The organism is Flavobacteriales bacterium, from assembly GCA_020635855.1.
Lineage (GTDB): Bacteria > Bacteroidota > Bacteroidia > JACJYZ01 > JACJYZ01 > JACJYZ01.
In genome coordinates this window covers 150,625-177,292 of sequence record JACJYZ010000003.1, presented here as the reverse complement: position 1 = coordinate 177,292, position 26,668 = coordinate 150,625, and the positions used below count along the sequence as shown (strand labels likewise).

The following is a 26,668-nucleotide window of genomic DNA, read 5'->3' as shown; positions in this document are numbered from 1 at the left end:
AAAATGCCACTCTCATGGGGCATCAGACAAACTTTAAACAATCTGATTTTACAGGCACCTTCCACACATATTAACAAAAAATAAATTTCCGCAACCATTCCTTTGACAGATCTACGCGGAATAATATCATGCCAACAACACCGGATGAGGATTCCGAGCGGCACTCCGGATCTCTTCCATTTACAGGGTATACTGAACCACACAGACACATAGTGCACAATCCAGTGCTCTATCTGCAAGCAGGACAGGTTGGCAATTGCCTATATGTGCAGTGTTTTTGAAACACATGAGGCTTCGTTATGTATGATTAAAGCACGGATGACAAATCCGCGCTAGCAATGGGATATTGCGGTTACGACTATTACCTTGCCCGCTGGCGCGGATTTGCAATCCGTGCCCCGTTATCCGATGTTCAGTAAATACCGGGCCAACCACCAGCCTACCCTGCGCTACAGACGGGCAAGCAAACCACAAACTCCCCACCCCTATCTATCCTCAGCATGTCGCCCATGTAAATTCTTCTCGCCGGCAGGCCCTTCCTTCTGCAAAATATAATAATGCTGACGCAACTTAACGCATGGGGAAGCATCGTAAGTTGCATCCGGTAATTAAGTCATGGTCTCCTCTTGCATTTGACAAATGAAAAAATCCCTCCACCTCCTATTGGTCGTTCTGGCATGCACCACAGCACAACAAACACTTGCCGCGAACATCGCGGTGAGCAACCCGGGAAACAACAACAACATCGAATCAAACATCGCATCCGCGCTAAAAAAGGCTGTAGACGGTGACGTGCTGGTGCTGCCGGCCGGTCGCTTCGTATTCAACGGACGCATCTATCTGAAAAAACGGGTTTCCATCAAAGGTCAGGGCATCCGGAACGAATCAACACAAACCGGCACCATGCTTTACCGCGCTGCAGGTTTATCGGAAGATGTACTCACCGGCACCGATGCCATCAACATGATTTATGTGGATCCGCAAACAGATGCCAACTTCGACATCTCTTTCAGCGACTTCACCATCCGCGGCAAACAACCCAGCACCAAATCCGGTGACGGCTTTTCCATGGCACCGGATTGCGGCATCTACCTGCGGTATGTCAACGGATTCCGTATTACACGGATGCGGTTCGAATACTTCGGCGAATCCGCCATCCATGTGTTGCACCGCGACAACGTCGCACACGGACTCATCGACCATTGTGCCTTTTACTTCAATGTGAAAGATCCCAACGGAGAGCAGGGCGACAAGGGACTCGGACTTGGGTACGGCGTGGTGATATACAGCGACAACCAGCAATGGATCAGTGATCCCCGGTTCGGTACCGACAACTTCATTTTCATCGAAGACAATACATTTGAATTTCACCGCCACGCCATTGCAGCCGGAGGCGGTGCACTTTATGTGGCCCGCTACAACACCATCAAGAACAACCTGGTGGCCTCCGGCATCGATGCACATGAAAGTTATGGCGCCCCTTCAGGTTCAAACCGGTTCGCCACCCGCGCCGTGGAAATCTACAACAACACCCTGATCAATACACTGTATCGGGATTTCACCCAGATCTTACCGGATGACACAAAAGATGTGAACCTGGTGCCTGTGGAAGGAATCGGTATCCGCGGCGGTGAAGCGGTGGTCTACAACAACACCATCCAGGGGTACCTGTATGGCGGGCGGGTTGTGGATCACACTTTCGATGCATCCTCCACCGTCAACTACCCGCTGCCGTACCAACCCGGTTATGAAAGCGGACTGGCCCTCGGCGCCAATCACACCGGCACTACCGGCACCGCTGCAAAAGGTGATCTGTTCTATTGGAACAACCATTTCACCCCTCACCATTTCGACAACAGCAAGGGATATTACCAGTCAGTGGATTTTCACAACGAAAACCCGGCACCCAAAGGCCCTTTCAAACAAGACCGGGATTACCACCTCTCCAAAAAACCTGGGTACAGCCCTTACGTCTACCCCCATCCCAGACAAGGAATCAAGGTTGATACATCCTGCAAAACCGATCTGAACAAGGATGGTCTGACCAATGTAACCGACTACCTGATCCTGCTGAACAAATTCAACAAGCCGTGTGACTCATCCGAATGTCCTACGGATTTCAACGGAGATGGAAAGACAGACGCATCGGATTACCTGATATTCGAGGGCAAGTTCGGTAGTTATTGCTTCACCGAACAAGACCCTTCCCTATCTTCCGATCCGGGGAATTAATAGCAGTACTTGTTGGCGTCAATGAGCTTGGACGCGATCAACCTGCGGGCATCCTTCGTATTGAAAGGAGTCACTTTCGTGAATCGCTTCAATCCCATCAGGATCATGCGTTGCTCGTCACCATCGGCCCATGCGTTGATCGCATTTCTACCGGCGGATGAAATGCGCTCGGCCGCATCATTCACGAACACCTGCGCCATTGCAATGTATTCTTTGCATGCAGCTTCACCTTTCAGGTCCACCAGCTTCTTCACCCGCAACAGGATCGATTCACTCACATAGGTCTGGATCACCATATCGGCAAGGTACATGATCACCTCCTGTTCGGTTTCCAGTTGCGTCATGAGCTTTTGCGCAGTAGCCCCGGCGGTCATCAGCACGGCCTTTTTGAAATTGGCCAGGTAACCTGTTTCGGTGGCAAGCACACCCGTTGGCACATCCCCGAAGGAGGGCACCGACATCAGCTCACCCTGCACCTTCATGGCAGGACCGAGCAAATCAATTTGTCCTTTCATGGCACGCTTCAGCAGCATGTCAACGGTGAGCATGCGGTTGATCTCATTGGTGCCTTCAAAGATCCGGTTGATGCGGCTGTCGCGATATGCACGGTCCATCGGATATTCTGCTGAGAACCCGTATCCGCCATAGATCTGTACACCTTCATCCACCACAAAGTCGAGCATTTCCGAACCGAAGACTTTCAGGATGGCGCACTCAATGGCATATTCTTCGGCCGCACCCAACAAAGCTTCGCCGAAGTCTTTTCCTTCCGCCTTGAGCGCTTCTTCCTTTTCATGGATGTCCTTACTGAGGCGGTAGATGGCCGACTCCAACGCAAAAATGCGAATGGCTTGTTCAGCCAGTTTATGTTGCATCGCACCGAAGCGGGCGATGGGTGTTTTGAACTGCTCGCGTTCGTTGGCATAAGATACCGACAACGATGCGGTGCGCTTGGCGCCCCCCAACGCAGCCGCAGCCAGTTTGGCCCTGCCTATGTTCAGGATGTTGAATGCGATCTTGTGTCCTTTACCAATTTCACCGAGGAGGTTTTCCACGGGCACCTTGCAGTTCTCAAAAAACACCTGGCGGGTGGATGACCCCTTGATGCCCATCTTGTGTTCTTCTTCACCCAGGGTGAGGCCACCGAAGCTTTTCTCAACGATAAAGCCGGTGAACTTGTCGCCGTCAATCTGGGCGAATACCACAAACACATCCGCAAAGCCGGCATTGGTGATCCACATCTTCTGCCCGTTCAGCACATAATGCTTGCCGTCTTCCGACAGGTCGGCCCTGGTTTTGGCCGCCAAAGCATCCGACCCTGATCCGGGTTCGGTCAAACAGTAACAGGCTTTCCACTCACCGGTTGCCAGTTTCGGCAGGTACTTTTCTTTCTGTGCCTGGTTGCCGAAGTACAGGATGGGCAGGGTACCGATCCCGGTATGAGCTGCCAGGGCCACAGCAAATGAATGACCGCCTCCGACCACTTCGGTCAGCATCATGTTGGTGATAAAATCTTTCCCGAATCCACCGAACTCTTCCGGCACAGCTGTTCCTAACAACCCCAACTCCCCGGCCTTGTCCAGCAACGAAGGCATCAGACCTTCTTCCATTTTATCGATCCGGTCCAGGTTGGGCAGTATCTCGGCTTGCAGGAAGTCGGCCGCCATGGAGGCGATCATCTGCTGTTCTTCGTTGGCTTCTTCGGGAACAAAAACGCTCCCGGCTTCGGTTTCGCGAACAAGAAATTCGCCGCCCTTCAGTGCTGCTGTTTGGGTGGATTCACTCATGGATGTGGGTTTTTTTATAAAGGTATTATTTTTTAATCCCAATGCTATGGCAGCATCTACGAAAAACTCCGATCCAAGTTGCATCCCTTCGGTTAAAGACAGGTAATTGCATATTTCTTCGGGGTTCGGTTCGCTGAAATCGATGAAGAAAATTGCCACTAAGACACGAAGGCGCAAAGTTTCACCGCGCGTTTACTCCTTATCGAATAGTCTTCTTGGTGTCTTGGTGCCTTCGTGGCAAAAGGTGATTCGGGTATTTACTCCATATCGAATATTCCTCTTCGTGTCTTTGAGCCTTTGTGGCAAATCGAATATTCTTCTTGGTGTCTTGGTGCCTTAGTGGCAAAAAACGCGCACCGTCCCGCAACTAAAAAGGTTGCCAGCCCCATATCACCAGCATCAGCAGAAAGGCTATCACATATGCCATCATCACATGCCACCCATTTTTGAGCCATGACCCCACGGAGGCCGCTTCCGGAAACAGGTTGGTGATGGCCACACCGGCAGAGGATCCGAACCAGATCATGGATCCGCCGAAGCCCACCGAGTAGGCCAGCATGGCCCAGTCGTATCCACCCTGTTCCAGCGCCAGTTTGGTCAAAGGAATGTTATCGAACACAGCGGAGATAAAACCCAGTGCGCCGGCTGTGTGCCAGGATGCCGTGGGTAATTCATCCACCGGCATCAGGGAGGCTGCGGAAACCAATGACAACAGGAACACGCTTCCTTTGAGCGCAGAAGGCAGTTCATGAAAACTCACCCGAGAGAACAAGCTGCCGATGGCAATGGCTGCCCATACGCCGGCGGCCGGAAAGTCAAGGGTGATGTTGGTAATGATGGCTCCTGCCAGAATCATCACCACCACGATCAGTTTTTTGAAATCAATTTCCTTGTCGGATAATTCGCTTGCATCCAGGGGCTGCCACTTATCCTGCTGCCTGGAAGCCACCAAACCACATACCACCACAGCAGGAATGGCTGCAATGTACGCGGGAAGCACACCCCCCGCTGCAATCCCATCGATCCACATCATGGTGGTGGTGGTGTCTCCCACCACACTGCCCGAACCTCCTGCATTGCTGGCAGCCACGATGGCCGCTACATATCCTACGTGTACCTTGCCCTTGAACACAAACCTGGCGATCATACCTCCGATCATGGCTGCTGCAATGTTGTCGAGGAATGATGACAACGCCGCTACCATCAAAAGCAACACAAATCCACCCTTCCACCCACCCGGTAAAAGAACAGGCAACTTCTGAGGCACGCCGCTCTCTTCAAAATACTTGGCCAGAATGGCAAAACCCAGCAACAACCCGAGCAGGTTCAACAGGGTGGGCGCTTCGTGCGCAAAGTGTTCACCCGGGTGGAAGTCGGGCAAAGTCATTTTAAACAACAACACCAGGGAAAGGCCGCACAAACCTACCCAGAACGTGTGTTTGTGAAGGAGTGCCACCCCCAACAGGGTCAGGGCAAACAACACAAACTCAATGCGAATTCCCAATATCATTTCCATGTGATAAGAATTTCAAAAGATGTGATGAATCAGTTCATGATCCAGTAAAGGATCAACATGGCCAGCACTACCGCCAGGCCTATCAACAGGGCGATCCGATCGCCCTTGTCGGATTTGTTTTGCATGGTAACCATCCGAAAAGAATATGAGGTTGCAGAAGGTGGATAACTGCACCTTCCCTACAGCGGGCAATGCCCGGGAAACAGGAAAAACCGGTTGTCTAGATTCGGAGGGGTGTCACGGGAGGTGGTGTCACGGGAGACTTCATCTGTTCAGACACATGGGTCTGCCAGGTACAATTACGGGGATCACACGGGTCCACGAAAAAGATCAGCTTGGATTTCCAGGTTTTGCTCACGCAATCCGTTTGAAAAAACTGCAGGTCGTGTATAACCTCAGCGGGGGAATGCGAATCCTGGGATGGAATGATCTGCAGTGAGTGCCGGGGAGCGGCTGGTGCAGGAGATGCAACACCGGATGCAGGCAGGCCAAAAAACCCTGCCAACACCATACAAACGATCATCAAAGGCAATGCACACTTATGCACCATGGCTCAGACCTTAACGCTACCAAAGGTAGGTGAAATTCAGGTATGAAAGTAAAATAATACGATACGGAAAACGAATGGTTACCGCACCACAAACACCTTGTGCAAGGAAGTGTGCTTCTTCTCCAACTGTAGGTCATATACTCCTGCCGGGAGATCGGACAGAGGAATCGGCCAGTTGCTGGTTCCTGCGGGAAGCGCCATCACATCACGGTAAACGATTCTGCCAGACATGTCACGAAGGGTAACGGTGGCACGGGCGTCTTCCGGACTGGTCACAAAATAACGCGGAATGGCATGGGCCGGATTCGGGTAAACAGTCAGGCTTTCATTTTCCGACTTCGCATCCACCGAAATCACAGCCAGCATTTCCATTGTGCCGTCATGATCAGTTTGTTTCAGGCGATAATAGGATGCACCCGGGGCCGGGCTTTCATCCGTGAAGGTATAGAAGGTTCGTTCAGACGTATTTCCCATGCCCTTTACCTGGCCTACCGATTCAAAGTACTTGCCGTCCGTGGACCGCTCGACCGTGTAGAAATCGTTGTTCACTTCCGAGCCGGACACCCAGGCCAATTCCACCCGGTTGTTTGCATAGCGTCCCGTAAATGTGATCAGTTCTATCGGCAATGCCGCACAGGTGCAGAACGACACCGAACCACCCCAGGTACCTCCTATATCAGCATCCACATTGGGTGAATTGGAAGGGGCACTTCCGGTTTTGTCACATATATCCGCCGTGCCTGCAAAAGTGCACAAGTTACAGGTGCTGGTTCCGCTAACAGCCAACGCTCCGCATGCACCATATCCGGTCACCAGGCCGGATAGCGACGTGAAATCGGTTGCAATTTCAATCAGGCTGCCACTGCACAAATCGAGGTCTGCACTGCTGTTCTGGTTAAGCGAACCGGCGAGCTGGATGTATCCATGGTTGGTAACGGTTGAAGATGATGTTGCAAGGATGTCGAGGTTGTTGGCTAAAATTGCACCTTCATTGCAAACCGTACCCACACCGCTAACACCCAGGTTGTAGCTGCCCAGGTTCAATGTGCCGGAAGAAGCCACATGTATGTTCATGCTGCCGGTACCTCCGGCCGAAACCGCCCCTGAGTGAGTCACGGATCCACACACCCGGTAATTGAATGTATAACTGACAAGACCGGTCCATGACAGGGCGGGCAGTGTTGCTGTCGCCCCGTCCTGAATTTCAAGGGTTGCATCAGCGGTCAGCGGAAGGGTGATGCTGGAAGGATTAAATGTCACACCTGTGCCCACCACCACGGTTCCTCCGTTGAAGGTGATTGCACCGGTATAGGTACCTCCGGTGATACATAGTTTTTGTCCGGAACCCACCGTGTAACCCGTGGAACTGTTGGAAGAAACGGTCCATGTACAACCGGATGACGTGGACAGCGAGCAGGAAGAACATGCCGCGCATTGAGCATTCGCCGTGGCAGGGTGCAACAAACACACCGCTATCCACAACGGCGCAAGAAACCTGATAAAGGTTTTAGGTCCGGACTTATGAAGCCCCGACGACCTGGATGGAAGTACACACATTTGGAAAAATTTTCACCTCTCTTCCAAATGTAATACATCGCACCCGGGCTTGTCAAATAAAAAAACGATTTCCTTCCAGAACCCTTGCTATTAAAGCAACTCATAAACACCAGCAGCTCCCTGACCGGTTCCGACACACATGGTTACCATACCGTATTTTTGCTTACGGCGACGCATTTCGTTGAAGAGTTGCACACTCAGTTTGGCGCCTGTACAACCCAGCGGATGACCGAGGGCGATGGCACCTCCGTTCACGTTCACGGTGGAGGGATCCAGTCCGAGCTCACGAACAACAGCCAATGACTGGGAAGCGAATGCTTCGTTGAGTTCTACCTGCTGGATGTCTTTCAATTTCAGGCCGGCCATCTCCACTGCTTTGGGAACCGCAGCCACAGGACCTATGCCCATGATCCGTGGTTCCACACCAGCTACGGCGTAAGACACAAGCCTGGCAATGGGTTTCAGGTTGAGTTCTTTCACCATCTTCTCCGACATCACAATCACAAAGGCGGCGCCGTCGGAGGTTTGTGATGAGTTTCCGGCTGTCACGGTTCCCTTCGCATCAAACACAGGTTTGAGTACGGCAAGGCGCTCCGGTGTGGTGTCCGGACGAGCACCTTCGTCTGTATCCACCACATAGGAACGTTGTTGTTTTTTCTCCTTTGCATCCAGGTAGGTTTCCTGGATGGTAACGGGCACGATATCATCCTTAAAGCGGCCTGCCTTGATGGCATCCACGGCTTTCATGTGCGACTGGTACGAAAACTCATCCTGGTCTTCGCGACTCACCTTGAAGTCGCGGGCTACTGCTTCTGCTGTCAGGCCCATGCCCCAATACCAATCGGGATGTGCTTTGGTAACATCCCAGTTGGGTACGATGCGCCACCCACCGAACGGAATGGGCGACATACATTCCACACCCCCTGCGACGATGCAGTCGGCCATGCCGCTTCTGATCTTGGCAGATGCGATGGCAATGGTTTCAAGGCCGGACGAACAATAACGGTTCACGGTCATCCCGGGCACCTTGTCTGTATCAAGGGCCATGAGTGAGATCATGCGGCCTACGTTCAGCCCTTGTTCCGCTTCGGGGGTTGCATTGCCCACGATGATGTCATCAATGCGCTCTTTCTCCAGTCCGGGCACCGATGCAACCAGGTGTCTGATCACTTCAGCGGCCAGGTCATCAGGCCGGGTAAAACGGAACAGGCCGCGCGGGGCTTTGCCCACGGCAGAGCGGAATCCGGATACGATGTATGCTTCCATATTGGGAGTATTTAGATATTTTAAAATTTAATGAACGATAATTTTTTGAACCACATAGACACAGAGGACACATTAGGCATTCACACTAGATTTTTTCAAGATTAGCGTACAGGTCATTTACCATTGTTTTTTGCCCTTCCTTGAAGATATTGGAACAATTAAAGTTTATTATAATGCCTTTCGGCTTCTTCAACAACTTCATATAGGTGAGTAATACAGCCTGATGAACTGGCAATATTTCTTCGATTGCTTTTAACTCAACAACAATCATATCCTCAACCAATACATCATATCTCAATTGGGCTTCCAGGCTAAGTCCTTTATAGTTCACCGGCACCCTTTGTTGCGCTGATGCTTTCAATCCACGTATACGCAATTCATGAATAAAACACCTTTCGTAAACACTTTCCAACAATCCCGGTCCCAAGTGTTTGTGAACCTCAATCGCACAACCCAGAATTTCATATGTTAGCGCATCCAGCTGCTTCTTTGTTTTGTACATCTCTCATCCTATGTGCCCTCTGTGTCTATGTGGTTCAAAAAAATACCCTCCTCCTCGTTTACATTTTTCGTCTACTGCCCTACGAATGACTAAAGACTTACGACTAGTTCCTCAACGGTTTCCCCGTCTTCAGCATGCTCTCGATCCTTTCGAGGGTTCTCTTTTCTCCGGTCAGCGACAGGAAGGCTTCTCTTTCGAGGTCGAGCAGGTACTGTTCGGAAACGCGGGTCGGCTGGGAAAGGTCGCCACCACAGATCACATAGGCCAGCTTTTGCGAGATGAACTGGTCGTATTCAGAAATGTAATGACCGGATTGCATGCTGTTGGCGCCGGCGTAGAACACACCCAGTCCGGACTTACCCATCACCAGGATGTCTTTCCTTTGCACCGGCTGTGTATATCCAGCCTCGGCCATTTCGATCGCAGCCGCTTTCGCATCCGCTATCTGGCGTTGGATGTTCACGGATACGCCGTCTCTTCCTTCCACATAAATACCCAGGTCAAAGGCTTCAAGTGCGGAAGTGGATACTTTTGCCATACCTATGGTGAGGAAACGTTCACGCAGGATGGGGAGTGGGTCGCCTCCTTCGGGAAATGCATCCGAGGCACGCAATGCAAATTCTTTGGTACCGCCGCCGCCAGGGATCAGTCCAACGCCGAACTCCACCAATCCGGTGTATGTTTCAGCAGCTGCCTGTACACGGTCGGCATGCAGGGCGATCTCGCAACCACCACCGAGTGAAAGTCCGTGCGGAGCGATCACCACCGGAACGGATGAATACCGCACACGCATCATGGTGCGCTGGAAGGTACGGATGGCGAAATCAATCTCGTCGTATTCCTGTTCGATGGCCATCATGAAGATCATGGCCAGGTTGGCGCCTGCAGAGAAGTTGGCACCCTGGTTGCCGATCACGAGTCCGCGGAAATCTTTTTCAGCCGTGTCGATGGCACGGTTGATGCCTTCGATCACCTCACCTCCCATGGTGTTCATCTTGGAGTGGAACTCAAGGTTGAGGATGCCGTCGCCAATATCAAACAAAGTAGCACCTGGGTTGCCCCAAACCTTTTTGTCTTTGCGCAGGTTATCGAGAATGATGTACTGATCGGCGCCGGGGATGGCCAGGTAGGATGCACTTGCCACATCATAATACATGCGCACACCACCTTCGATTTTGTAAAAGGAAGTTGCACCGGAAGCCAGCATTTTTTCCACCCACGGGGCAGGTACCACACCCGCTTCCTTCATGGCCTCGACCGTTTTTGGGACACCCACGGCATCCCACAATTCAAACGGACCGAGCTCCCATCCGAAGCCGGCATTCATGGCATCATCCACCTTGTACAGTTCATCCGATATTTCGGGGATGCGGTGGGATACGTATTTGAACAGGCCGTAAAAGATGTTGCGGTAAAATTCTCCCGCCTTGTCTTTACCGGCTGCCAGGGCCTTCATCCGCGTTCGCAGGTCTTCCACCATTTTGGCTGCTTCCAGGGTGGCAAACTTCACCTTGCCTTTCGGCTCATAGTCCAACGTTTGCAGGTTGAGGGACAGGATATCACTTTTGCCTCCCTCCCCTTTCACTTTCTTGTAGAATCCCTGACCGGTTTTGGAGCCCAGCCATTTCTGGTCCACCATTTTCTGGATGAAATCAGGGATGGCAAAAGTGGCGGATGCTTCATCATCCTTGCAGTTTTCCCTGACACCGTTGGCTACATGAACCAATGTATCGAGTCCGACCACATCGCATGTTCTGAAGGTGGCCGACTTCGGACGGCCCAACACGGGACCTGTGAGTTTATCCACCTCGTCAACGGTCAATCCCATTTTCTGCACGGTGTGGAAGAGGTCCATGATGGAATACACACCGATGCGGTTGGCGATGAACGCGGGGGTGTCTTTACAGAGCACGGTGCGTTTGCCCAGGAAGCGATCGCCGTAGTGCATGAGGAAATCAATCACGGCGGGATCGGTCTTGGGAGAAGGGATGATCTCCAGCAACCGGAGATAGCGGGGTGGGTTGAAGAAGTGCGTACCGCAGAAATGCTTCTGAAAATCTTCGCTGCGCCCATCGAGCATGAGGCGGATGGGAATGCCCGATGTATTGGATGTGATGAGGGTGCCCGGTTTGCGGAATTTCTCCACCTGGTCAAACACTTTCTTTTTGATGTCGAGGTTTTCAACCACCACTTCAATCACCCAGTCACATTCGGCGATGCCTTTGAGGTCATCTTCAAAGTTGCCGGTTCGGATGCGGGATGCGTACGATTTCCGGTAGATGGGTGACGGGTTCGACTTCAGCGCAAACTGCAGGGCATCGTTCACAATGCGGTTCCTGACCGCCGGGTCTTTCAGGGTGAGTCCTTTCTTTGCTTCCTGTTCCGAGGGTTCTCTGGGAACGATATCCAACAGAAGTACTTCCACGCCTATGTTCGCAAAATGGCATGCGATCCTGGATCCCATCACGCCGGATCCGAGTACAGCTACTTTCTTAATGATTCTTTTCATAATAGGGGATTGTAATGCTGTTGGTTATTGGTTAATGGTTACCGGTTGGTGGTGCCAGCCATATGATCCGGCAATGAGACCCTAATAACCAATAACTAATAACCACTAACAATCTATTCAGCATAAATGCTTTCGATTTCCTGCTTGTATTTTTCGTTGAGTACTTTTCTCTTGAGCTTCATGGTGGGCGTCAGTTCACCGGACTCAACCGACCATTCCTTCGGCAGCAACTTGATCTTCTTCACCTGTTCGGTTTTTCCGAACTCTTTGTTGAATGCTGCAATTTGTTCCCATAGCTTTTGCCGCACCTTGTCGTTGGTCACCATTTGCTCCGGTGTTTCGCAAGGAAGTTGCTGTGACTTGCACCAATCCTTCAGATACGCAAATGCCGGAACAATCAACGCACCCGGGAACTTGCGGGCATCACCCACCACCATCACCTGTTCGATGAAGGGAGATTCCTTGAATTTATTTTCCAGGAGCTGCGGGGCCACATATTTTCCACCGGATGTTTTGAACATTTCCTTCTTCCGGTCGGTGATTTTCAGGAACCTGCCTTCTTCCAGCATACCAATATCACCGGTATGGAACCATCCGTCGGCATCAATCACTTCCGCCGTCAGGTCGGGGCGTTTGTAATAACCCAACATCACGTTCGGGCCTTTCACCAGGATTTCCCCGTCTTCGGCAATGCGTACCTGCACATCATCAATTACGGGGCCGACGGTACCGAACCGGGCATCACGTTCCTGCATGCGGTTCACGGAAACAACCGGCGATGTTTCCGTAAGTCCGTACCCTTCCAGTACTTTGATGCCCGCGCCGTTGAACACGCGGTTCAGGCGCGGTTGCAGGGGAGCTGATCCGGATACAATGGATTTGATCCTGCCACCCAAACCTTCTCTCCACTTGCTGAATACCAGCTTTCGTGCGATGCCCAACTTAAAAGTATAAAAGGCTCCGTTCCCGCCTGAGTATTCATATTTCAATGCCAGGTTAAGCGCCCAGAAGAACAAAACTTTTTTGATCCCCTTCTGTTCATTCCCCTTGGCCACGATTCTGTCGTATACCTTTTCCAGCAACCGGGGCACCGCCGTAAACATCACGGGTTTCACTTCGCGGATGTTATCACCGATGGTGTCCATGCTTTCTGCATAGTAGATGTGGGCACGCTGGTATTGGTACATGTACACCAGCATGCGTTCGAACACATGGCACAGGGGCAGGAAGCTCAGCACCACGTCGCCGGGTTCAACGGTACAAAGGGGCTGACAGGTGATCATGTTGCTCATGATGTTGTGATGAGACAGCATCACTCCTTTGGGGTTTCCGGTGGTACCGGATGTATAGATGATGGTGGCCAGGTCATCCGGTTGGATCCCAGCCTGTATGCTTTTCAGCTGATCGGCAGCCGGGTTGTTCTGCCCCAGCTGCAATACTTCCTTCCAAGATTTGGCGCCTTCCACCTCTTCGAACGCATACACCTCCATCAAAGAAGGCACTTCTGCACGCACGGACTGAACTTTCCGGAAGAGTTCCTTGTCTGACACGAACACCACCTTCACTTCCGCATCGTTGAGGATGAACTTGTAATCCGCTTCGCTGATGGTGGGATACATGGGTACGTTGATCATCCCTGCAGAAAGGATGCCCATGTCGGTGATGTTCCACTCGGGCCGGTTGTTGGCAATCATGGCCACCCGGTCTCCTTTCTGAAGGCCCATGGCCAGCAGCCCGGCGGCAAGTTGCCCTGCCTGACTGATATAGCTTTCGGTGGAGGTGGCCACCCACTGTCCTTTCACCTTTGCATTCAGGCAATCCGCAGACGGAGCCTGGGCCAGGTGAGGAAGCAGGTCAAAGATTCTCGTTACAGACATAATCGGGGGGCGTGGATGATTGAATAACCTTTAACGAATGTAAACAAAAATAGTTGGCATCTTTTTCATGTCAGCTTCCTGACAGCCTTCATCACCAACCAGCGAAGCAGCAACAACCAGGGCCATCCGTGAAGCAGTGTATCGAACCAGTCGATGGATTTCATGCCAACCGCTCCGCCCCAGATCCACCTCAGCTTTCCCCAGATGTGCGGTTCGGGAGTGAAAGGCGCCAGGCCCAGTGTCAGGCAAAAGAGCACCAGCATCCCGGGCCGATTGATGATGCTGCGTGATTTGGACTGATCAGGTGTTTCAACCCTCATGTTATTCAGGATTACCGATCAGGTTAAAACCGGCCACGTAGAAATCAGCCGACAGTTCGACTGTGCGAATCTCTTCTACCCATTCCAGGCTCGACCATTGGGTATGGGGTTCAATCCATGCCGTTTTTCCATTGACATAGACCTGTACGGGCATATCGAAATGATCCACGCAATTGGACCATTTGAAAACAAGGCACTTCCCGTGAATGGCATATTGCAGGATGGGTATGCGGTCATCCCGAAGGTATTGATCAAACACATTGTGGAGGTTGTGACCGAGGTGATCACTGAGGTATTTTTCAATCTGTTCGGTAATAACGGTTTTGTGATAGAACTCACGGTTCATGCCCCGCAGGGTTTCCCGCCAGGTGGAATCGTTCTGCATCATGGTGCGAATCATGTGCAGCAGGTTGGCGCCTTTGAAGTACATGTCGGACGATCCTTCCTTGTTCACGTTGTAAGTACCGATGATCGGGCGGTCATTGTCAATAAGCCTTCGCAGTCCCAGCACATATTCCCTTGCCGCTTTCTTGCCGAAGTAATAATCCAGGTACAGGCATTCGGAGTAGTCGGTGAAGCCTTCGTGTATCCACATGTCGGCGGCATCCTGATACGTGATGTTGTTGGCAAACCACTCATGACCCGATTCGTGCACGATGATGTAATCGAACTTGAGCCCCCACCCGGTGCCGCTGAGGTCTGTTCCCATGTAGCCATTCTTGTAGCCATTACCGTATGTAACCGAACTCTGGTGTTCCATGCCGAGGTAGGGCACTTCCACCAGTTTGTACCCGTCTTCATAAAAAGGATAGGGACCGAACCAGTATTCGAAGGCGGTCAGCATGGAATCTACCTGGAGGAATTGTTTCCGTGCCGCCGCTTCGTTTTGCTTCAGCACCCAGAAGTTCACATCGAGCTTTCCCTTCTCACCGTTGAAGGTGTGACCGAAATGCACGTACTCCGCAATGTTGATATTGACACCATAATTATTGATCGGGTTGGCCACGAACCAATGGAAGGTGGTGGTTTGTTTACCTTCCTCCACCTTTCGTAACCGGCCGTTGGATACATCGGTGAGGCCTTTGGGTACCTCCACACTGATCAGCATGCTGTCCACCTCATCATACATGTGGTCTTTGCACGGCCACCATGCGCTGGCACCCAGACCCTGGCAGGATGACGCCACGAAGGGTTTTCCTTTTGCATCTTTCGACCAACTGATACCGCCGTCCCAGGGAGGCTTCACAGCCACACGGGGCTTACCTCCGTAAAACACTTCAATCTCTCCGGTTTGGCCGGCTTTCATTGTGGCACCCAGGTGTACATAGTGGGCGTTGCCATCATGGGTCACTTGTAGTTCCTGTTTTCCCGCCAGCACCTTCCTGATCTGCATGGGCGGCTGCAGATCCACCTGGAGCACGTTTCCGGGGAGCACCGCCTTGTAACGAATGATGTTGCTCCCTTCAATGGTGCTGTCGGCAGGATCTACCTTCACCTTGAGATGATAGTACTGCAGGTCCCACCAGGCCCTTTCCGCAGTGATCATTCCACGCAGGGTATCCTGATGGGTAAAGGTTTCTTCCTGGGCACGAAGCACGTGAGGAACACAAAAGAAAAGAAGGAGAAGAATGGACAAATACCTGTTACGGGTCATGGTACAATCAAGAATGATGTACCGCGAATGTAACGATTATTCCCCTTTCAAACCTGCCTCGACATGGCGGTGAACAGGAATGTTTCACGGCCGATGCTGAAGGTGTGTTCACCAATCTTCCGGAAGCCTGTTTTGTCATAAAACTGCACGGCGCGCCGGTTGCTGGAGAGCACGGAAAGCCATACCTCCATCTGCTTATTTTTCGCAGCTGTTCGCATGAGTTCATTGTAGAGCGACAAACCGATTTTTTTGGAAAGAAAATCGCGAAGCACATAGATCTTCTGCAATTGACATACACCCTCTCCATCCAGGAAATCCGACGGACAGTTCAGCTTCAGTTTGGCATACCCGACGGGCAGGCGGTCATAGAAAGCAAGAAAGAACCTGTTGCCCGGCTTGGCCAGCCCGTCGGCGATTTTCTTTTCCGAAAACGTGCGATCATAATACGCCAGCAAGTCTCGCCGGTCCCTGAACAGGTAACCGAACGATTCGGTAAACGTTACCCTTGCCAGCAATGCGATCAGGAATGCATCATCGGCGGTTGCAGGTCTGATCTCAAGCATTGTTATCGGTTTTCATTCTATACATTCTGAATACGTGCAACCCCACCGCAATCGAGCAACCGATGATCACCGGGGCGGCTGAAATCAAAACACCATACACCACATATATGGCATTGGCAATGGCCGAAACCAACCTCAACCTGTACTCCCCACGTGATGCCATCGAATACAAATTCAATATCAGCGCCACAAAACCTACCGTATCTGCCATCCAACCTGCCATCACCCTTCATGTCAAAACGGGTATACTTTTTACAGGACAAACATAATGCATACATTGCCCCATGTAAATAACTGTCAACCTTAACAGTTACAAAAATGATCTTGGACGGAAAGAAGAAAATATACAAAGTTCGGGGCCGCATGTTTCATTGCGGGATCGATGTAACCATGGGATTCATCGGAGGCAAATGGAAATGCGTGGTGTTATGGTACCTGCGCAAAGAAAACCGGCGTTTCTCCGAATTGAACAGGTTGATCCCTGACATCACCGAAAAGATGTTGAGCTTGCAGCTCAAAGCATTGGAATCCGACGGTCTGATCTCAAGAAAAGTCTATGGAAAAAAACCTCCCCTCAAGGTGGAGTATGCATTGACCGAATTCGGAAGAAGTCTGCTGCCCGTTATCAAGCGCATCAACAGCTGGGGAAAGGAACTGGGTGAAGAAGAAGGCGGACCCTTCAACGTTTAGGAAACGTTTTCGCGGGCATACACCTGTTGACCTCTGATGTAGGTGGCGTATACTTTCACTTCGGGAATGTCTGCATCCGGTATGCGCATGATGTCCTCATCGGTCACGACAAAATCGGCGAATTTTCCCGGCTCAAGCGAGCCCTTCCGGTCGTCGTCAAAATTGGCATAAGCCGCCCAGGAGGTCATGGCCCTGAGTGCTTCCTCTCTTGTTAATCTTTCATCGGGCATGAATCCACCAGCGGGATCACCTTTTTCATTTTGACGGGTGACTGCTGAGTAAAACCCTTTCAACGGATCGATGGATTCCACCGGGAAATCACTTCCGTTGGCGATGAGTCCGTTCTGCATCATCAGACGCCGCGTGGCATAGGCATCGACCAACCTGTCTTTACCAAGTTTTGATTCCACCCAGGGCATGTCGGAAGTGGCATGCGTGGTTTGCACGGAAGGGATGATGCTGAATGTGCCGAATTTATCGATGTCTCCCGGAAGCAGCACCTGTGCATGTTCAATGCGCCATCGCTTGTCATTTCGCCCCTTAAGTACCCGGCCGTAAATGTCCAGCACCTGGTGGTTGGCGGCATCCCCAATCGCATGCGTATTCATCTGGAAACCGTGTTTCAGGTTTTCTTCGGCTTCAGCCAGCAAATCTTCATCACGATAAAACTGAAGGCCGCAATTGCCCGGTGCGTCCAGGTAGGGTTGCTGCATCCAGGCACCGTGTGAGCCGATGGCACCATCTGTGAAGTATTTAAAGGAAGTGGCTGTCAGGAAATCTGTTTTCAGCGGCCCCCTTGTGTGAAAAAACTCTTTGGCTTCCGCATTGGGATTGATCATGGCATAGATGTTCATGCGCAGATCTCCTTCGCGGTGGAGCTGGTCCATCAACTGAATATCGGAGAGGTCGAGTCCGGCATCTGCCACACCTGTTAGTCCAACCCCGAAGCAGGCAGCCTGGGCGGCAAGCAATGCTTCACGGCGGTCACTCGGATCGGGTACAGGCATGCAATCAAACATGCGTTTCATCGCTGCATCCACGAGGATACCCGTGGGTTGGCCATCCCGTATCTCCACCATGCCGCCGTCCACATGTGTTTGTGCATCGATCCCAGCCAAGGCCAACGCAGTGGAGTTAACCAAAGCGCAATGTCGATCGGCCCTCATCATAAATACCGGCCGATCGGGAAATGCCCGGTCGAGTATAGTTTTGTCGGGCAACTGTGCATCCGGCCATAGAGAATGGTTCCAGCCGGCCCCCGTCAACCATTTGCCGTTGGCGGGGAATGCCTTCGCCCGCAGGATGCATTCTTCAAAGGAAGCCGCACCCGTAAAGTCCACCTCACGTGTCTGTGCACCATAGGCTGCGAAATGGCAATGCGGATCAATCCATCCGGGGTACACCATCCTGCCTTTCAGATCAACCACATGGTCAATGGTGTATGTATGTTCGAGTGATTCCCGGCTTCCCACAGCGATGATCACACCCTCACGTACCACCATGGCTTCCACCACATCAAATGCGGAGTTTACCGTATAGATGCGGGCACCGGTGATGAGGACATCCTGGGAGGGAACGTTCATGGTTGCTTTATCCGTTGCGATGTAAAACGGTGGCGCTGGCCTGTGCTGTTGGCATCAGCACCAGGTCATTGATGTTGGCGTGTGCGGGTAAGGTGGTCACATAATAGATGCTTTCTGCAACATCCTTGGCGGTGAGCGGTTCAAAACCCTTGTACACCGCATTCGCCCTTTCCTCGTCACCTTTGAACCTGACGATGGAGAATTCCGTCTCCACGGCACCCGGATGGATGGCGGTCACCTTGATCCCGTGCTGCACGGTATCGATGCGCATGCCCTGGCTGATGGCATCCACGGCATGTTTTGTGCCGCAATACACGTTACCGTTGGGGTACACCTCTTTGCCCGCAATAGACCCGATGTTGATCACATGCCCTTTTTTCCGGGTGATCATCAGGGGCAATACATTTCTGGAAACATAGAGCAACCCTTTGATGTTGGTGTCGATCATCCTTTCCCAGTCGTCAACCACACCTTCCTGCAAGGGTGATAGTCCGACAGCCAGGCCCGCGTTGTTCACCAGCACATCGATGTCTTTCCATGCTGCGGGCAGCCCGTTGATGGCTGCTTCCACGGCTTGCTGCTGGCGTACATCGAACACCAGGGCGAGTACTTCGGTATTGAGGGATTCCTTCAAGGCGTTCAGGCGGTCTTCGCGACGCCCGGTAATGATCAACCTGTATCCATGGGATGCGAACAGACGTGCAGCCGCCTCTCCGATGCCGGACGTAGCGCCGGTCACGAGTGCAATTTTTGACATAACAAATAAAATTAATCCACCTGAGATCTAAACCTGGCCGCAAGTTTAGCTGGAGCAATGATACACAAAAACAGGATAAGGAAAAACGGCATGGCAGGAATTTTATATCTGGCGATGGCACCCAGAACGGGTGTTACCAAACCGATCAGGGCCAGCAACGTCATGGAGTAGCACAGGCAAAACCCGATGATGTTCTGCCTGCCGCGATCGGGCTTCTCATGCCATATGAATGCGGCCACGGCAAACAGAAGGATCAGGATGTTTTCAAACAGCGTAACCCACATCAACGGTGTATGAATCTCCCACGGGAACGGCCACAACAATGTGTTCATCCATGCCCGGGGCGTATGCCGCACCAGGCTTGTGAAGGTGGGTTCAAGCACGGGCAGATCAATGGCACTCCCGGCCTGCTCCACCTCCAGCATATGAAAGAAGTCATCCTGTTTGCCCTGGATGGTGGTTACCAGGTCATAGTCGGGCCACACGCGCCCCAGGTTGGCAAAAGCAATCGTCATCACTCCCAATACACAAACATATACAAGCCAAACCCTGCTGTTGGTACGCACTGTGGCGATCACGTATGCGATCAGCGCCGGCACCACTGCCAGCAGCACATATACCTTGGAGACCACCAGCAAGACAATCATGGCCAACACCATCATCACAGACCCGATACGTCCTTCCCTGACAGCCAGCTTACGCCCATGCCATATCAGCATCCCCAGGGCGAAAATCACCAATCCCTCCTTGAGCACACCCGATCCCCAGAACAGCACCGAGGGAATCACCACGAGAACAGATGCAAGCATCCATCTTCGCCCCGGCATATCCGCAGCGAATGTTTTGTAAACAGCTACCAGTCCGCACAACGAAACGAAGTTGATGATGACATTGTGTACATGATAATACCCGAATGACACCAGCATCACCAGGGCATTGAACCGGATGATGGTGCGGTTGTCGTTATAGAGGTTGTGATTGAAGCCCTTGTACCAATTGTTCATGTGATCATAGTAGGGCTGCACATCGGTGTCAGTACCTCCGATGCCTGTTAGCATTTTCAGGTAGTGCAGCGGATGTTTGTGCAAGGCATTGTACATCACAGAAGCATCGTCGAAATAACGGTAAATGTCGCTGGTGGATCGGTCTGAATAGTACCATGTATACAAGGCCCAGAGGGCGATGCCGGCAACCACTTTCACGGCAAAGGCAATCCGCCATGCACGCAATGGAATGTCAACGGTTTGAAAAAGCCGCATCCGCTTCATGGTCCAAAGCAGGATACAAAACCAGGCGACGGGCAGCAGGATGAACATGGTGGGCAAAGGTAGGATGGTTTGACGGATTCGCCAATTCGGAAGGTTCATGTTCGTTCACGTGCAAAATCACAACAAATGATTACTTTTCACTTCTCAATGCATTCAAGAATCCAACTTCCGAGAAGGTGCCCTTGTTTAAGTTTTACATAATGCCACGAAGACACAAAGACACTAAAACCCACCAGGAAATAATCCATGAATGCAAACCATTTCTCTTGGTGCCTTCGAGTCTTTGTGGCAAAAGCCATAGTAACAACCAGAAGAACACAACCACCCGTTTGAGTCGGTGGATTTTACAGTTGAACCAAACCTCCACCCCATGCGTATGCTTCAGTCGGCCATGATGAGTGTGCTGATGACCGCCACGGCAGGTTGTCAAAGCAAAGACCTAACGGAGTGCATCCATTTCGCAGACGGACAGGAGGCGATCCGGATGCTGACAACCGAAGATGCATTCACGGAAAAATGGAGTGCCTTTGACATCCAGTCGCGCATGCACGACCCGAGCGCCACCCGCAAGGATCTGTTCGGATTTATTGCCGGACAGGTGATTCCGTGGTCGGATCCCGAGAAGCAGCTCGTGACGGAGGTGATTCAAAAAACACAACAAACGCTGGCCGACAACCACATGAACATTCCCTGGCCGGATGATATCTATTTCATCATCACCACGGCCGAAGAAGAAGGCGGCGCGGGCGGATACACACGCAGCAATTACATCGTGCTCAAACAGGAACTGATATCAGGCCTGTCGCAGGATGTGGCACACACCATCACCCATGAGTTGTTTCATGTGCTGTCGAGAAACAACCCTGAACTACGGAAAAAACTCTACTCACTCATCGGCTTTGAAGTGGGCCCCGAACTCACCTACCCCGAATCCCTGAAAGACCGCCGCATCACCAACCCTGACGCCCCTCAGAGCGACAGCTACATCACCCTTCAGAAAGACGGACAGAACATCCGGTGCCAGATGATCCTGTATGCCAACAAGCCTTATGAAGGAGGCAGCTTCTTCCAGTACCTCAAACCGGGTTTCCTGGTGGTGGAAGGTGATCAGCCCCATGCCGTGATGCAAGAGGGTGCGCCGTTGATCTATTCCCTTAATGATGTGTCGGGATTTTTCGAGCAGGTGGGCAACAACACCCAGTATATCATCCACCCGGAAGAAATCCTGGCGGACAACTTCTCGCTGATGATCACGGGCGAGGCCAACATGCCGTCGGCCTGGCTGCCGGAAAAGATGAAGAAGGTTTTTCAGGAATAAACCTCACCAGTCATGCCCACCTACATCTCCATCCTCCGCGGCATCAACGTCAGCGGAAAGAACAAGATTAAAATGGCCGACCTGAAATCGTGCTATGAAAAGCTGGGACTGGATGCTGTGACCACATACATCCAAAGCGGAAACGTGGTGTTCCGTGCAACAAAAACCACGTCGGGCAAACTGGAAAACATGCTCACCGGAGGCATCCACAAGACCTTCGGGATGGACGTACCCGTAATCGTAAGAACGCCGGACGAAATACAGCGGGTGATTAAAGGCAATCCTTTTCTTCCTGACAAAGAGATCGACACCGCCCGGCTGTATGTGACCTTCCTGCAATCCCTGCCGGCATCGGAACGCCTTGCGTTACTTGAAGATTTTTCATCACCTCCGGATGAATTCCGCATCATCGGACATGAAGTGTATATGCACTGTCCGGTGAGCTATGGAAACTCGAAATTGTCCAACACTTTTTTTGAAAACAAACTAAAGGTACCCGCCACCACACGGAACTGGAAAACCGTGAACGAGTTGATGAAAATGGCAGAAGCGATCGGTTGATCATGGGTGGCATCCCTGCATTTCCCTTATGAAAACATCCCTGAGTTGGGTGGCCGCCGGTTGCATGGCGCTTGCCATCGTTTCCTGCAAAGCACCTCAAACTGTCACAACCGGAACTTCCGGCAGCATGCGGCACAGCGGCGACAGCATGCTGTACCGTCAGGCAGTTGCCGCATCCATCTATCCCGAACCATCGAAGGTGGATTCACACCTCGTTGCCATCCGCCCCGAAAACACCGGGCTGGTAAGGGAAACGGAAGACGGGGAAACCTATATCCTGGTGGCCACATGGAAACAGAATGTCTCCTATTATGAGAAGTATCTCGACTCTGCCTTCTACGACACCGGCAACTACCCGATCTGGGTGACCACCGTACCTGAACTGTCGGAACGCATGCAGAAGGAGCATGCCTCCGATCCCGACCGGCGACTTAAACAACTCCTGGGACTTCCGCCCAACGCCACCTACAGCTACTTCGTGGAGTTCTGGGTGAAACCCGAAGACCTCTTCCGCCCCTGCCCGGACCCGGAAGTGAACGACAGTGTCTGCGAGACCTGTTTTCCCAAAGACGTCAGCGAGGCGCACAAGTTCTGGATCAACGAAAACCGGATCAGCCGTTACTACCAGTGTGAACTATACAACCAATACCCGTGGAGCCAACTGGGATATACCTACGACTGGAGTCCGAACAACCCCACGCACATCGGCCTCAGCGAATTCGTGATCGGGGCCCACAAAAAGATCAAGGTGCATAAGATCTATACGACGGAGGAATACCTGGGGAAGAATTAGGAATTAGGAATTAGAAATTAGAAATTAAGGATTAGGCGCTTGTCTTACGATGAGGCCGTTGATATGCGATTATGCTCTTGTTTAATTTTGCATTCGCCCGGTATTGCCTTCATTTGCCGATACGCTGTTTGCCCTCATTATTCCTAATTTCTAATTCCTAATTCCTAATTCTTCAAACCCCCCTCCTGCTCCCGTACTTATGAATGTGCAACCGGTCGCTGGGTTGGTAACCGTGCTGTTCGCACAATGCTTGTATCCACGGCATTCTTTCATTGAGTTCGCCTGGCGTTGTGCCCTGGGGCATCAGGTAAATGCGCTCAGGGGCGATGTTGAATGTGGCTTGCAGGGACTGTACTTCCTCCAGGTCCCGGTTGTTATCCAACACGAACTTGAAGTTGGATTTGGGTGATGCCACAAAAAACCGGATGGCTTCCGGACGGATGCGCTCCGATTCCTTTACCCTCGAATTGCTCAGCTTGACCGACACATTGTACTGATCAGCCACAGCATCCAGTTCCACAGAAGGCGTGAGGGTGCCATTGGTCTCAAATTCTACGTGGTACTCCGGGAATGATGCCTTCAACTCCGTCAACCAGGTTGCCAGGTCCTTCATCTGCACCAACGGTTCACCACCCGTGATCACCAGGTGGTGACAAGGGAAGCGTCGAACCAGTTCCGTGAGGGCATCGGCATCCATCAGTACCGTCTCCTCAGCCTTATCGAATTTGCTACCTACCGCCGAATCCCTCACATGCGGATAGCGGGTTCCTTTCCAGTTCCAGGTGTAATCGGTATCACACCAGAAACAATACAGGTTGCAGCGCGACAAACGCACAAACACGGAAGGGCGTCCCACGGACTTTCCCTCTCCCTGTTCGGAAAAGAATACTTCCGCTGCTTCGTTATGCCTGGCAAGTTTCAGCATCGGATACGAAGATAGGGGAAACAGCAAGAGCATACAGCAAGAGCATACAGCAACAGCATACAGTGATTTCTTCCAAACTGAATCTTAACGGCATTTCATGGATCGGTGTAAATGATAAAGCTTCAGTGATTGCTGTATGCTCTTGCTGTTGCTGTATGCAGTTATTCCTTACCTTTGCCACTCATTTCAAGACCATGGAAAACACCACCGAGAAAGCAGAGGCCGGATTGGACATCGCCAAGAAACTGGGCCTTCTTGAAGAAGAATACGAACGCATCCGTGAAATCCTCGGACGCGAACCCAATTTCACCGAACTGAGCATTTTCTCGGTGATGTGGTCGGAACACTGTTCCTACAAGAATTCCATCGTTTGGCTGAAGACGCTACCCAAATCAGGTCCGCATATGCTGGCCGAAGCGGGAGAAGAAAATGCCGGGTTGGTGGACATCGGCGACGGACTTGCATGCGCGTTCAAAATCGAATCCCACAACCACCCCTCCGCCATTGAACCCTACCAGGGTGCAGCCACAGGCGTAGGCGGTATCAACCGCGATATTTTCACCATGGGCGCACGCCCCATTGCCCAGCTGAACTCCCTGCGTTTCGGAAACCCCGACCTCGACCGCACCAAGTGGCTGGTGAAAGGCGTGGTGAAAGGCATCGGAGATTATGGCAATTCCTTCGGTATTCCAACCGTGGCCGGTGAAGTGTATTTCGACGATTGCTACAACACCAACCCCCTCGTGAATGCCATGTCGGCCGGTATCGTGGAAGTGAACAACACCGTATCGGCCATCTCCGAAGGTGTGGGTAACCCCGTATTCATCGTGGGTTCCGCAACCGGTAAAGACGGCATCCACGGCGCCACCTTCGCCTCCGAAGACATCACCGAAGCATCCACCGAAAAAATTCCTGCCGTTCAGGTCGGCGATCCCTTCCAGGAAAAACTGTTGCTGGAAGCCAGCCTGGAAGTGATCCAAACCGGCGGCGTTGTGGGTATGCAAGACATGGGTGCAGCCGGCATCACCTGCTCCACTTCCGAAATGTCGGCCAAAGGCGAACACGGCATGGTCATCCATCTCGACAAGGTGCCTACCCGCCAGGCCCACATGAAACCCTTCGAAATCCTGCTCTCCGAATCACAGGAACGCATGCTGATCGTGGTAAAAAAAGGCATGGAAGACAAGGTTCAGGCTGTATTCGACAAGTGGGACCTGAATTGCACACCGATTGGTGAAGTGACCGGAGACGGCCGCCTCAAATACTACATGGATGGAGAACTGGTAGCCGACGTGCCAGCCGAAGACCTCGTGCTCGGTGGTGGCGCCCCTGTATACCAAAGGGAATACCGCGAACCAGCCTACTTCGCTGAAAGCAAGAAATTCCATATCGATCAGATCGAAGAACCCACTGACCTGAAGGCTGTGGCTTCCTTCCTCCTGCAACACCCCAACATCGCTTCACGCCGCATGGTGTACCGCCAGTACGATAGCATGGTGGGCACCGTGAACATGAGCACCAACAATCCGTCTGATGCCGCCGTGGTCAACCTAAAAGGACACGACAAGGCGCTGGCATTAACTGTGGATTGCAACAGCAGGTACGTATACGCTGACCCCGAAACCGGATGCGCCATCGCCGTGGCTGAAGCAGCCCGTAACATCGTATGCTCGGGCGGCGAACCCAGTGCCATCACCAACTGCCTCAACTTTGGCAACCCCTACGTACCCGAGGTATACTGGCAGTTCGTAGGTGCCATCAAAGGCATGGGAAAAGCCTGTGAGAAATTCGAGACCCCGGTGACCGGCGGCAACGTGAGCTTCTACAACCAAAGCAACCGCGGAGGTAAAGTGGAAGCTGTGTTCCCTACCCCCACCATCGGCATGATGGGTATTGTGAAAAGCAAAAAACACCAAACACCGCTTGGGTTCCAGGCCGAAGGAGATGTGATCTGCCTGCTGGGTGAAGCCGTGAACGATATCAATTGTTCCGAATACCTGTATGCATGGCACAAGGTAAAACTGTCACCCGCACCCCACTTTGATCTCGACAAGGAGCATGCACTTCAGAAAGGACTGCTGGACATGATCCGCAAAGGACTCGTTCGCTCGGCGCACGATTGTTCCGACGGCGGCCTGTTCATCACACTGGCGGAAGCTTCCATGGTGAAGTCCCTCGGGTTTGATGTAACCACCGATCCTGCCTTCCGGAAAGATGCCTACCTCTTCGGTGAAGCACAAAGCCGCGTGGTGGTTTCCGTATCTCCCGAGAAGGAAGAAGAACTGATGAAGGCATGTCAGTCGGCCGGTATCCCGGTACGCAAACTGGGTGTTGTGAAAGGCTCCGACCTGGTGATCGACGGTACTTCTTACGGACAGGTTAAGGACCTTCGCGAGCAGTACGATACGGCCCTGGAGAAACGTCTTTCCTGATCCAAAAC

At 52.0% G+C, this 26,668-nt stretch carries 21 protein-coding genes; 6 read left to right on the top strand and 15 right to left on the bottom strand.

Annotation, left to right across the window (positions count from 1 at the left end):
- Positions 1–639 precede the first annotated feature (639 nt).
- Positions 640–2,232: a hypothetical protein gene (locus tag H6585_09015; GenBank protein MCB9448470.1), complete on the top strand. Its 1,593-nt coding sequence runs from the start codon at positions 640–642 to the stop codon at positions 2,230–2,232.
- Here H6585_09015 and H6585_09010 read toward each other — a convergent pair.
- From H6585_09010 to H6585_08960, 11 genes are all read right to left on the bottom strand, one after another.
- Entirely contained in the window at positions 2,229–4,019 is a 1,791-nt protein-coding gene (locus tag H6585_09010; GenBank protein ID MCB9448469.1) for an acyl-CoA dehydrogenase family protein, read from the bottom strand. The two genes, H6585_09015 and H6585_09010, sit on opposite strands and share 4 nt — an antisense overlap.
- Positions 4,020–4,386: 367 nt before the next feature.
- Entirely contained in the window at positions 4,387–5,535 is a 1,149-nt protein-coding gene (locus H6585_09005; protein ID MCB9448468.1) for a citrate transporter, read from the bottom strand.
- Positions 5,536–6,163: 628 nt separating this feature from the next.
- Positions 6,164–7,642 carry a T9SS type A sorting domain-containing protein gene (locus tag H6585_09000; protein MCB9448467.1) on the bottom strand — a complete coding sequence of 493 codons (1,479 nt, stop codon included), beginning with the start codon at positions 7,640–7,642 and terminating at the stop codon, positions 6,164–6,166.
- A gap of 90 nt (positions 7,643–7,732) precedes the next feature.
- Positions 7,733–8,908, bottom strand: a complete 1,176-nt coding sequence (locus H6585_08995) for an acetyl-CoA C-acyltransferase (protein ID MCB9448466.1) — start codon at positions 8,906–8,908, stop codon at positions 7,733–7,735.
- An 85-nt stretch (positions 8,909–8,993) separates the two neighbouring features.
- Positions 8,994–9,410, bottom strand: a complete 417-nt coding sequence (locus H6585_08990) for a GxxExxY protein (protein ID MCB9448465.1) — start codon at positions 9,408–9,410, stop codon at positions 8,994–8,996.
- Between the two features lie 103 nt (positions 9,411–9,513).
- Positions 9,514–11,919: an enoyl-CoA hydratase/isomerase family protein gene (locus tag H6585_08985; protein MCB9448464.1), complete on the bottom strand. Its 2,406-nt coding sequence runs from the start codon at positions 11,917–11,919 to the stop codon at positions 9,514–9,516.
- A 113-nt stretch (positions 11,920–12,032) separates the two neighbouring features.
- Positions 12,033–13,796, bottom strand: coding sequence for a long-chain fatty acid--CoA ligase (locus H6585_08980; protein ID MCB9448463.1), 1,764 nt, complete (start codon positions 13,794–13,796; stop codon positions 12,033–12,035).
- 65 nt (positions 13,797–13,861) lie between these two features.
- Entirely contained in the window at positions 13,862–14,116 is a 255-nt protein-coding gene (locus H6585_08975) for a hypothetical protein (protein MCB9448462.1), read from the bottom strand.
- Between the two features lies 1 nt (position 14,117).
- Positions 14,118–15,770, bottom strand: a complete 1,653-nt coding sequence (locus tag H6585_08970) for a M1 family metallopeptidase (protein MCB9448461.1) — start codon at positions 15,768–15,770, stop codon at positions 14,118–14,120.
- Between the two features lie 47 nt (positions 15,771–15,817).
- Positions 15,818–16,333, bottom strand: coding sequence for a GNAT family N-acetyltransferase (locus H6585_08965; GenBank protein ID MCB9448460.1), 516 nt, complete (start codon positions 16,331–16,333; stop codon positions 15,818–15,820).
- Positions 16,326–16,556: a YgjV family protein gene (locus tag H6585_08960; GenBank protein MCB9448459.1), complete on the bottom strand. Its 231-nt coding sequence runs from the start codon at positions 16,554–16,556 to the stop codon at positions 16,326–16,328. Before H6585_08960 ends, H6585_08965 begins: the two co-directional genes overlap by 8 nt.
- A gap of 95 nt (positions 16,557–16,651) precedes the next feature.
- Here H6585_08960 and H6585_08955 point away from each other — a divergent pair, with 95 nt between their 5' ends.
- Complete coding sequence (locus tag H6585_08955; protein ID MCB9448458.1) at positions 16,652–17,023, top strand: helix-turn-helix transcriptional regulator; 372 nt, start codon at positions 16,652–16,654, stop codon at positions 17,021–17,023.
- Here the strand turns inward: H6585_08955 and H6585_08950 are convergent.
- From H6585_08950 to H6585_08940, 3 genes are read right to left on the bottom strand one after another with little or no spacing between them, the layout of a single operon-like run.
- Entirely contained in the window at positions 17,020–18,606 is a 1,587-nt protein-coding gene (locus H6585_08950; GenBank protein MCB9448457.1) for an amidohydrolase, read from the bottom strand. The genes H6585_08955 and H6585_08950 overlap by 4 nt on opposite strands.
- Positions 18,607–18,613: 7 nt before the next feature.
- Positions 18,614–19,363, bottom strand: coding sequence for an SDR family NAD(P)-dependent oxidoreductase (locus H6585_08945; GenBank protein MCB9448456.1), 750 nt, complete (start codon positions 19,361–19,363; stop codon positions 18,614–18,616).
- An 11-nt stretch (positions 19,364–19,374) separates the two neighbouring features.
- A complete protein-coding gene (locus H6585_08940; GenBank protein ID MCB9448455.1) occupies positions 19,375–20,688 on the bottom strand; it encodes a hypothetical protein in 1,314 nt (437 codons plus the stop codon).
- Between the two features lie 313 nt (positions 20,689–21,001).
- Between H6585_08940 and H6585_08935 the strand changes: the two genes are divergently transcribed.
- Genes H6585_08935 through H6585_08925 form a run of 3 tightly spaced genes read left to right on the top strand, consistent with a single transcriptional unit; the run spans position 21,002 to position 23,303 of the window.
- Positions 21,002–21,949: a hypothetical protein gene (locus H6585_08935; GenBank protein MCB9448454.1), complete on the top strand. Its 948-nt coding sequence runs from the start codon at positions 21,002–21,004 to the stop codon at positions 21,947–21,949.
- A 12-nt stretch (positions 21,950–21,961) separates the two neighbouring features.
- Entirely contained in the window at positions 21,962–22,510 is a 549-nt protein-coding gene (locus H6585_08930; protein ID MCB9448453.1) for a DUF1697 domain-containing protein, read from the top strand.
- Positions 22,511–22,538: 28 nt separating this feature from the next.
- Positions 22,539–23,303 (top strand): hypothetical protein, encoded by a 765-nt coding sequence (locus tag H6585_08925; GenBank protein MCB9448452.1) that lies wholly within the window; start codon positions 22,539–22,541, stop codon positions 23,301–23,303.
- Between the two features lie 172 nt (positions 23,304–23,475).
- Here H6585_08925 and H6585_08920 read toward each other — a convergent pair whose 3' ends face one another.
- Positions 23,476–24,225 carry a 7-carboxy-7-deazaguanine synthase QueE gene (locus H6585_08920; GenBank protein MCB9448451.1) on the bottom strand — a complete coding sequence of 250 codons (750 nt, stop codon included), beginning with the start codon at positions 24,223–24,225 and terminating at the stop codon, positions 23,476–23,478.
- 197 nt (positions 24,226–24,422) lie between these two features.
- On the opposite strand from H6585_08920, the gene purL reads away from it, so the two are divergent.
- Positions 24,423–26,660: a phosphoribosylformylglycinamidine synthase subunit PurL gene (gene purL, locus H6585_08915; GenBank protein ID MCB9448450.1), complete on the top strand. Its 2,238-nt coding sequence runs from the start codon at positions 24,423–24,425 to the stop codon at positions 26,658–26,660.
- The last annotated feature ends 8 nt before the right edge of the window (positions 26,661–26,668 follow it).